At 70.6% G+C, this 9422-nt stretch carries 8 protein-coding genes; 1 reads left to right on the top strand and 7 read right to left on the bottom strand.

Annotated features, from left to right (window positions below):
* A partial coding sequence (locus VNW53_RS03300; protein ID WP_325553621.1) for a Mur ligase domain-containing protein occupies positions 1–435 on the bottom strand: 435 nt, incomplete at its 3' end.
* Positions 436–725: 290 nt separating this feature from the next.
* Between VNW53_RS03300 and VNW53_RS03295 the strand changes: the two genes are divergently transcribed.
* Positions 726–1709, top strand: a complete 984-nt coding sequence (locus VNW53_RS03295; protein WP_325553617.1) for an NF038122 family metalloprotease — start codon at positions 726–728, stop codon at positions 1707–1709.
* On the opposite strand, the gene murG is transcribed toward VNW53_RS03295, so the two are convergent.
* From murG to VNW53_RS03265, 6 genes are read right to left on the bottom strand one after another with little or no spacing between them, the layout of a single operon-like run.
* The gene (gene murG / locus VNW53_RS03290; RefSeq protein ID WP_325553616.1) at positions 1706–2800 is read right to left on the bottom strand and encodes an undecaprenyldiphospho-muramoylpentapeptide beta-N-acetylglucosaminyltransferase; all 1095 of its coding nucleotides are present in this window, start codon (positions 2798–2800) and stop codon (positions 1706–1708) included. The genes VNW53_RS03295 and murG overlap by 4 nt on opposite strands.
* A 12-nt stretch (positions 2801–2812) precedes the next feature.
* Positions 2813–3994, bottom strand: a complete 1182-nt coding sequence (gene ftsW, locus VNW53_RS03285; protein ID WP_325553615.1) for a putative lipid II flippase FtsW — start codon at positions 3992–3994, stop codon at positions 2813–2815.
* Between the two features lie 34 nt (positions 3995–4028).
* Entirely contained in the window at positions 4029–5438 is a 1410-nt protein-coding gene (gene murD, locus VNW53_RS03280; RefSeq protein ID WP_325553613.1) for a UDP-N-acetylmuramoyl-L-alanine--D-glutamate ligase, read from the bottom strand.
* Positions 5439–5456: 18 nt separating this feature from the next.
* Positions 5457–6572, bottom strand: coding sequence for a phospho-N-acetylmuramoyl-pentapeptide-transferase (mraY, locus tag VNW53_RS03275; protein ID WP_325553612.1), 1116 nt, complete (start codon positions 6570–6572; stop codon positions 5457–5459).
* Positions 6572–7969, bottom strand: coding sequence for a UDP-N-acetylmuramoyl-tripeptide--D-alanyl-D-alanine ligase (locus VNW53_RS03270; RefSeq protein WP_325553610.1), 1398 nt, complete (start codon positions 7967–7969; stop codon positions 6572–6574). Before VNW53_RS03270 ends, mraY begins: the two co-directional genes overlap by 1 nt.
* Positions 7962–9419 carry a UDP-N-acetylmuramoyl-L-alanyl-D-glutamate--2,6-diaminopimelate ligase gene (locus tag VNW53_RS03265; RefSeq protein WP_414693234.1) on the bottom strand — a complete coding sequence of 486 codons (1458 nt, stop codon included), beginning with the start codon at positions 9417–9419 and terminating at the stop codon, positions 7962–7964. The genes VNW53_RS03270 and VNW53_RS03265 overlap by 8 nt, the downstream gene beginning before the upstream one ends.
* Between the last annotated feature and the right edge of the window lie 3 nt (positions 9420–9422).

The following is a 9422-nucleotide window of genomic DNA, read 5'->3' as shown; positions in this document are numbered from 1 at the left end:
GTTGACCACGGTGGGATCAAAGCCGGCCGCGTCGAGGATGGCGGCGACCATCGAAGTGGTGGTGGTCTTGCCGTGCGTGCCGCCCACGGCCACCGAGAACTGCAACCTCATCAGCTCGGCCAGCATCTCGGCGCGGCGCACCAGGGGCAGGCGCCGTTCGCGCGCGGCGGCCATCTCCGCATTGTCCGGCTTGACCGCCGTGGAATAGACGATGGCCGAGGCGCCCTCCACGTGGCTCGCGTCATGGCCGATGAACACCTTGGCCCCCAGCTTCTCCAGCCGCTCGGTGTTGGCGCTCGCCTTGGCGTCGGACCCCTGCACGGCATAGCCGATGCGCAGCATGATCTCGGCGATGCCGCTCATGCCGATGCCGCCGATGCCGATAAAGTGAACGGGGCCGATATCGAAGGGCACGGGGCGGCGGGTCATGGGCAGGTGCTAGCGCAATCGCGCTGGACGCGAAACTCCCGCCTGCGGCGCCCTCCGCCGGCCGCGGCCGCATCGCCTGCCCGCTATTGTGGCTGCGCATGCCCCGTCCAGGCGAAGAATTCGCCTCTCAGGGTTACTTGATTGACAAATCGTTACAGGCGAGTGGAGTTATCGGCGGTGGTGGGCGGCAAGCCTTTGAATCGTTGGCGCGATCCTTAGCCGTCGCCTGCAAAAATCGGCCATCTTGGCCGACGGGGGTGGTTCGCCACCGGCCGGGGTGAGCGGGGGAAAACGTCATGGCTAGGCATTCCGGATCGATGAAGCGCCGTCTGCTGGGCGGGTTGGCGGGGGCTGTCGCCCTGGCCGCGGCGTCGCAGGGCCACGCCCTGACGATCGTCGGCACCTTCGACAGCACGGTCACCGGCGCGGCCAACGCCGCCCAGATCGAGGCCGCCATCAATTCGGCGATGCAGTTCTACGACAACACCTTCACCAACCCGGTGACGGTCGCCATCAAGTTCAAGCTCGGCGGCGGCCTGGGCGGCAGCACCACCAGCCTCTATGGCGACACTTACGCAAACTACACGGGCGCGCTGGCCCTCGACGCATTGGCCAACCCCCAGAACACCGTCCTGCAGACGGCGGTCGCCAACCTGCCGTTTGGCAATGTGAAGCCCGACATCGCGGCGACGAGCGCGGATTTCAGGGCTCTAGGCTACAGCGGCGCGCCCGGCGCGGTCGACGGCACCTTCGACGGCGTCATCACGCTCAACGCCAGCATCATGAACTTCACCGACACGGTGGATCCGAGCCTCTATCCCGCCAATCCGGTGATCCAGCACGAGATCGACGAGGTGCTCGGCGTCGGCGGCCCGGGCAGCCTGGTCAACCAGCCCTTCGGTCCGCTCTACATGGGGGCAGAGGATCTCTATCGCTATTCGGGCGCCCACACCGCGAGCTTCACCACCGACCCGAACGCGACGTCCTATTTCTCCTACGACGGGGGCGTCACCAACATTCGCGGCTTCAACCAGGGCCCGAACGGCGACTACGCCGACTGGGTCACGAACTGCGGCGGTCCCCAGTTCGTGCAGGACTGGCAGGGGTGCCCGGGCAAGCCGCAGATCGGCCTCGACCTGACCTCGCCTGAGGTGCTCGCCCTGCAGGCGATCGGCTACAACATCGGGGTTCCGGAACCCTCCGCCTGGGCGCTGATGATCACCGGCCTCGGCCTGATGGGCGCGGCCTTGCGCCGGCGCCGGGCCCTGGTCGCCGTCTAGATCCCGGCGGTCTCTTCGACCACGTCGGCCAGGCGCTCCGCGGCGTCGGGGATCGCCACGCTGCGGGCGGCCGCGGCCATGCGCGCCAGCCGCGCCGGGTTGCTGAGCAGCTTCTCCAGCGCGCCGGACAGGCTCTCGACGGTGAGTTGGCTTTCGCGGGCCACCTCGGCGCCGCCCACGTCGGCCAACAGCTTGGCGTTCTGGCCCTGGTCGTCGTCCAGCGCGACGGCCAGCGGCACCAGGATCGAAGGCTTCCCGGCGACCGCGAACTCGCAGACGCTGCCCGCGCCCGAGCGGCCGATCACCAGGTGCGCTGCGCCCAGCCGCCCGGCGAGGTCGCGGAAGAAGGGGGCGATCTCGGCGTCGACTACGGCGTTGCGGTAGGTGCGGCGCGCCGCCTCCATGGATTCCGGGCGGGTCTGCTGCTGGACCACCAACCGCTGGCGCAGGCCGTCCGGCAGGGCGGCGATCGCCTCAGGCACCAGTTCCGACAGCAGCCGCGCGCCCTGGCTGCCGCCGGTGACCAGGATACGGATCGGGCCGTCCGCGACGGGCGGCGTATAGGGCAGGTCGGCCAGGGCCCGGATCGCCGGACGCACGGGATTGCCCACCACGGTCGCTTTCTCCGCCACCTGGGGCGGCGCCTTCAGCAGGGTCGGGAAAGCACAGGCGACGCGGGTCACGCGGGCAGCCAGCATGCGGTTGGCCCGGCCCATCACCGCGTTCTGCTCATGGATCACCGTGCGGCGCCTGTCGAAGATCGCGCCCACCAGGGCCGGGGCCGACGGGTAGCCGCCGAAACCCACCACGATCCGCGGGCCGATCTCGCGGTAGAGGGCGCGCGCCTGGCTCGCCCCGCGCAGCACCGCCAGGCCCGCAGTCGCCACGCTGAGCGGATTGCCGCGCCGGTAGGTGGCCGCCGACAGGCCGATGCGGCGCTCGGCCGGGAAGTCCTGCGACAGGCCCGCCACCCGCTCGTCCGCCGCCAGCACGATCGACCAGCCGCGCGCGATCAGCGCCTCGGCCAGCGCCTGGGCGGGGAACAGATGCCCGCCGGTGCCCCCGGCGGCGAGAACCGCGATTTTGCGCATGATCGCTTGCGCTTAGGCGAACGAGCCGGCCTTGGCGAGGCCTTCCCCGACCGCATAGGCGCCGGGCCTGCGCCGGGTCAGCGCCAGAGCCAGGCCCAGCGTCAGCCCCATGGCGAGCATCGAGGAGCCGCCGTAGCTGATGAACGGCAGGGTCATGCCCTTGGTCGGGATCATGTCGAGGTTGACCGCGACGTTGATGATCGCCTGCAAGCCCACCAGCACGAAGAGGCCGGCGGCGGCCACCTGTTCGAAGGGGTCGCTGAGCTTCATCGCCCGGTAGAGGCCCCGCACCACGATGATCGTGAAGAGCGTCACCACCAGCACCAGGAACACCAGGCCGAACTCCTCGGCCCCGACGGACAGGGCGAAGTCGGTGTGGGCGTCGGGGATCGAGCGCTTCAGCACGCCCTCGCCGGGGCCGCGGCCGAACAGGCCGCCGGCCGCCTGGGCGACGCGCGCGGCGTCCACCTGGTGGGTGTCGGCCTTGTCGGGCTGCAGGAACTTGTCCACGCGGGACGCCACGTGCGGCAGCAGGAAATAGGTCGAGCCGAGCCCCGCCACGGCGACGACGCCCAGTCCCATCACCCAGGACAATGGCACCCCGGCCATCCAGAAGACGGCCCCGAAGGTCGCAGTGATCAGCACCGTCTGGCCCACGTCCGGCTGCATCAGCAGCAGCGCGACCGGGATCAGGTAGAGGCCGAAGGCGATGGAGACGCCGGGCACGCCCTGCCCCTTCTGGCCTTCCGAGAACATCCAGGCGACCAGGACGATCAGGGCCGGCTTCATGAATTCCGAGGGCTGCAGGGAGAAGCCGCCGAGCTCCACCCAGCGCGTCGCGCCCTTGGCGTTGTGACCCAGGAACGGCAAGGCGACCATGATCGCGATGGCGATCAGCCAGATGAAGAAGGCGCTCCGCTTGACCGTGCGGACGTCGAACATCGATGTGACCACCAGGATCACCGCGGCGGCGGCGGCGAAGACGCACTGGCGCACCGCGAAGTGGAACGGATCGCCGATGTTCATGCGCGCCGCGGCGGCCGGGCTGGCGGCGAAGGCGATGACCACGCCCACGGCGATCAGCAGCGCCACCACGCCCAGCATCCAGCGGTCCACCGTCCACCACCAGACGCCGATGGCGCTGCGGTCGGAGCGGGCGAAGGCGTGGGTCGCCTGAGGCGTCGCGGCGGTCATGCAGAGGGCGACGCTAGCTTGAGTCGGAACGCCGTCACGCGGCGCCTTTCGCCGCATGGGCGAGGCGCTGGACGGCGGACCGGAAGGCTTCGCCACGTTCTTCGAAGTCGGCGTACTGGTCGAAGGAGGCGCAGGCGGGCGACAGCAGCACCACCGCGTCCTGGCCGCCGGCCGCGGCGTCGGCGTAGGCCTGGGCCACCGCCACGTCCAGGGTCCCGCACTCGACGGCCGGGGCCTTGCCCTTGAGCGTCTTGGCGAAGGCGGGCGCCGCCTCGCCGATCAGATAGGCCTTGGCGACGCGCGGGAAGAGGTCTTCCAGCGCCTCGATCCCGTCGGTCTTCGCCCGCCCGCCGGCGATCCAGTAGGACCTGGGATAGCTGGACAGCGCCTGGCGCGCGGCGTCGGCGTTGGTGGCCTTCGAGTCGTTGACGAAGCGCACGCGGCCGAGCGTCGCCACCGTCTCCATGCGGTGCGCCAGGCCCGGGAAGGTCAGCAGGTGCTCGGCCGCCTCGTCGGGCGCGATGCCCAGGCCCTTGGCGGCGGCGTAGGCGGCCGCGGCGTTCTGCCAGTTGTGCCGGCCGGGCAGCGAACGGGCGCGGTTGAGGTCGGCCACTTCCTGGGCCCGCTCGCCGGTGGCGTCATAGAGCAGGCCGTTCAGCACATAGACGCCCCGGCCCATGGCCTTGTTGGCCGAAATCGGCACGATGGTGCGGCGGTTGGCGGCGGTGATCTCGGTGCAGATCTGCTGGCCCCAGGGATCGTCGACGCCGATCACGGCGGTGTCGCCCTTGCCCTGGTTGGCGAGGATGCGCCGCTTGGCGGCGACGTAGCCCTCCATCGAGCCGTGCCGCTCCAGGTGGTCCGGCGAGAGGTTCAGGATCACCGTGACGTCGGCGTGCAGGCTGGAGGTCAGGTCGAGCTGATAGGAGCTCATCTCCAGCACGTAGACGGCCCCGCCGTGCATATCCTCGAGGTCCAGGACGCCGATCCCGATGTTGCCGCCGATGCGCACGTCGCGGCCGGCCTGGGCGCAGACGTGGCCGATCAGGGCGGTGGTGGTCGACTTGCCGTTGGTGCCGGTGATGGCGACGATCTTCGGCTTCCTGTGCTCCGGCGCGGCGTTCACGGTGCGCGCGAAGAGTTCGATGTCGCCGACGATCTCGACGCCGGCGGCGTGGGCCTTCTCAACCGTCCAGTGCGGCGCCGGATGGGTCAGCGGCACGCCGGGCGAAAGCATCAGGGCGGCGAACCGGCTCCAGTCGGCGGCGGCCAGGTCGACCAGCGGCAGGCCCTCGGCCTCGGCGGCCGCGCGGCGCTCGGCGTTCTCGTCCCACAGCGCCACCTCGGCGCCGCCGGCGATCAGGGCGCGCGCCGCCGCGAGGCCCGTGCGGGCCAGGCCGAACACGGCGACCGTCTTCCCCTCGAAGCCGCGGACCGGGATCATGGCTGGCGCTGTCCCTCCCTACCGCAGCTTGAGCGTGGCCAGCCCCAGGAGGGCCAGCATGATCGAGACGATCCAGAAGCGGATCACGACGGTCGATTCCGACCAACCGAGCTTCTCGAAGTGATGGTGGATCGGAGCCATCAGGAAGATCCGCCGGCCGGTCCGCTTGAACCAGGCCACCTGGATGACCACCGACAGCGTCTCGGCCACGAACAGGCCGCCGATGACGCCCAGCACGATCTCCTGGCGGGTCGCGACGGCCACCGCCCCGATGCCGCCGCCCAGGGCCAGCGCGCCGGTGTCGCCCATGAAGATCCGGGCCGGCGGGGCGTTGTACCAGAGGAACCCCAGGCCGGCGCCGATCATCGCCCCGCAGTAGATGGCGATCTCGCCGACCCCGGGCACGAAGTGGAGCTGCAGGTAGTTGGCGAAGACGAAGTTGCCGACCAGGTAGGCGATCAGGCCGTAGGCCGCCGCCGCGATCATCGCCGGCACCGTGGCCAGGCCGTCGAGGCCGTCGGTGAAGTTCACGGCATTGGCGCCGCCGACGATCACGAAGGCCCCGAACAGCAGGTAGAACCAGGAGAGGTTCAGCACCGCGCCCTTGAAGACCGGGAAGGTCACCGAGGTCAGCAGCGACGGGTCTTCCGGCGGCTTGGCGGCGAAGAGGATGATCAGGCTGATCGCCGCCATGGCGATCAGCGCCTCGAGCAGCAGGCGCGTCTTGCCGGAGATGCCGTCGGTGGTCTGTTTGGTGACCTTGGAATAGTCGTCAAGGAAGCCCAGAAGGCCGTAGCCGGCGGTGACCAGCAGCACGGCCCAGATGTAGACGTTGGAAAGGTCCGCCCACAGCAGCGTGCCGATGATCAGCCCGGCCAGGATCATCACCCCGCCCATGGTCGGGGTGCCGGCCTTCTCGGTGATGTGGCGCTGGATACCCTCGGCGCGGATCGGCTGGCCCTTGCCCTGCTTGGCCTGCATCCAGCGGATGAAGCGCGAGCCCATGGCGACCACGATGATCTGGGCCGTGAAGATCGACATGGCGGTGCGGAAGGTCAGGTACCTGACGAGGTTCAGGATCGAGACGTGGCCGTGGCCGCCGTTGGAGAAGTGCTCGTAGAGCCAATAGAACATCAGCCGGCCTCCCCTGGCCGGACGTCGAGGCGCGCCAAGGCCTGGGCGATCAGCCCGGCCTTCGACCCGTTCGAGCCCTTCACCATCACCACATCGCCAGGCTCTGCGGCCCGGGCGACTTCAGCGGCCAGGTCGGCCGCCTTCTCGGCGTAGCCGCCGCGCCGAGTCGGCGGAAGGGCGTCCCAGAGGGATTTCATCAGGGGGCCAGCGGCAAACACCAGGTCGACCTTGGCGTCGGCCAGGGGCTCGGCCAGGGCCGCATGATAGCCCGGCGCTTCCGCGCCCAATTCCAGCATGTCGGTCAGCGCCACGACCTTGCGGCCCGACGTCTTGCGGGCGCCGAGGGTGGCGATCGCCGAGGCCATGGAGATCGGGTTGGCGTTGTAGCTCTCGTCGATCAGGGTGAAGGCGCCGCCGGCCAGGCGCACCGCCGTCTCGGCGCCGCGGCCCGCCAGCGGCTCGAACGAGCCGAGCGCGGCCAGGCTGTCGCCCAGGTCGACGTCCAGCGCTTCCAGCATCAGCAGCACGGCCATGGAATTGAGGCCCCAGTGCATGCCGGTCTGCAGGATCGGGAAATCCAGGCCCTTGCCGTGGAAACGCGCCTGCACCACCGCGTGACTACCCGCGCCCTGGAAGTCGATCAGCCGCGCATCGCAGCCGCCGGCCCGGCCGAAGGTGCGCACCCGCGCGCCCGCCGCCTCGGCCTCGGCCCTGAGCAGATCGAACCAGCGGTCGTCGGCGTTGAGCACCGCGACGCCGCCCTTCTGCAGGCCCTCGAAGACCTCGGCCTTGGCCCGGGCCACGCCGGCCTCGCCGTCGGGGAAGTTCTCGGTGTGCACCGGCCCTACGGTGGTGACCACCGCGGCGTGCGGGCGGACCATGCGGGTCAGCGGGCGGATCTCCTCAGCGTGGTTCATGCCGATCTCGAACACCGCGCGCTCGGTGTCGCGGGGCATGCGCGCCAGGGTCAGCGGCACGCCGATGTGGTTGTTGTAGGACTTCACCGACGAGTGCGCCCGGCCGGCCAGGGTCAGGCCCGCCATGATCGCCTGGGTGACGCTGGTCTTGCCCACAGAGCCGGTCACGGCCCCGCGCCTGGCCGCGGGCGTGCGCTCGCGAGCCGCTTCCCCCAGACGCTCCAATCCCTTCAGCGTGTCGTCGACCATCACCGCCGATCCCAGCACCGGCCGGGACGCCAGCGCGCCGGCCGCGCCCTTGTCCCTAGCTTGATCTACGAACTCATGGCCGTCACGGACGCCGCCCAGGGCCACGAACAGGTCGCCGGGCTCCAGGGTGCGGGTGTCGATGGAGACGCCGGTGGCGACGAAGGCCTCGCCGCTGAGCTTGCCGCCCGTGGCCGCCTCGATCTCCGCCGAGGTCCAGAGCGGCTCAGCCATCGAGGGCGTCTCCCCCCAAAGCCTGGGCGGTTTCGGCCACGTCGTCGAAGGGATGGACTACGTCGCCCACGGTCTGCCCCTGCTCGTGTCCCTTGCCGGCGACCACCAGGATGTCGCCCTCGGATAGCAACCCGGCAGCGGCCCGGATCGCCTCACGCCGATCGCCGATTTCCTTCGCGCCTCTCGCCCCGGTCAGGATCTCGGCGCGGATGGCGGCGGGATTCTCGCTGCGCGGATTGTCGTCGGTGACGATGGCCAGGTCGGCCAGCTCGGCGGCGATGCGGCCCATCAGCGGGCGCTTGGTGCGGTCGCGGTCGCCCCCGGCGCCGAACACCACGATCAGCTTGCCCCGCACGTGGGGGCGCAGGGCCTTCAGCACCGTCTCCAGCCCGTCCGGCGTGTGGGCGTAGTCCACATAGGCCTCGCCGCCGCGCGGCCCCTGGCCGACCCGCTGCAGGCGGCCGGGCGCGCCTTCGATGTTCTCAAGGCCGGCCAGCGCCTGCTCGATCGTAAGGCCCGCGGCGATGCACAGGCCCGCGGCCACCAGGGCGTTGGAGGCCTGGAAGGCGCCCGCCAACGGCAGGCGCAGGTCATAGGTCCTGCCGCCATAGGCGATCTTCAGCGCCTGGCCGTCCGCCAGCAGGGCGCGCCCGATCAGCTTCAGGCCCTGGCCGGCTTCGCCGACGCTCATCAGGGTCTGGCCAGCGCTGACCGCTGTCGCGGCGAAGGCCGGATAGGCGTCGCTGTCGGCGTTCAGCACCGCGGTCTTGCCGCGGCTCAGCAGGGTCTCGAACAGGCGCAGCTTGGCGGCGCGATAGACCCCCATGGTGCCGTGGTAGTCCAGATGGTCCTGGGTGAGATTCAGGAAGCCGGCGGCGCTCAGCTTCACACCGTCCAGGCGGCGTTGATCGATGCCATGCGACGAGGCTTCCAGCGCCAGGTGCGTGACGCCCATCTGGGCGACGCGGGCCAGGAGTTCGGCGACGTCGGAGGCGTCCGGCGTGGTGAGGCCCGGCGGAGTGACCTGCTGGTCAGGGGAGCCGGGGGCGCTGACCCGCACGCCCAGGGTGCCCATGCTGGCGGCCTTGAAGCCGGCGTGAGCGAACATCTGGCGGCAGAAGCCCGCCACCGAGGTCTTGCCGTTGGTGCCGGTGACCGCCACGCAGGTGGCCGGCTGCTGGCCCCAGAAGGCGGCGGCGGCCAGCGCATAGACGCGGCGGGGGTCCGACGCGATCACGGTCGGCGCCGGCAGGCCCTCGATCTCGCGGCCGGCCAGGACCGCCACGGCGCCCTGCTCCACCGCGCGCGGGGCGAAGCTGCGGCCGTCGACCTTGGCGCCCGGCAGGGCCGCGAACAGCCAGCCGGGCTTCACCTTGCGGCTGTCGGCGGTGACGCCCTCGATCTGCGGATCGAAGGAGAGGTCGCGTTTGACGAGGTCGGAGAGGCGCATGCG

Origin of the sequence: Phenylobacterium sp., from assembly GCF_035569475.1 — a bacterium.
Lineage (GTDB): Bacteria > Pseudomonadota > Alphaproteobacteria > Caulobacterales > Caulobacteraceae > Phenylobacterium.
This window is presented reverse-complemented; position numbering and strand designations above follow the sequence as displayed.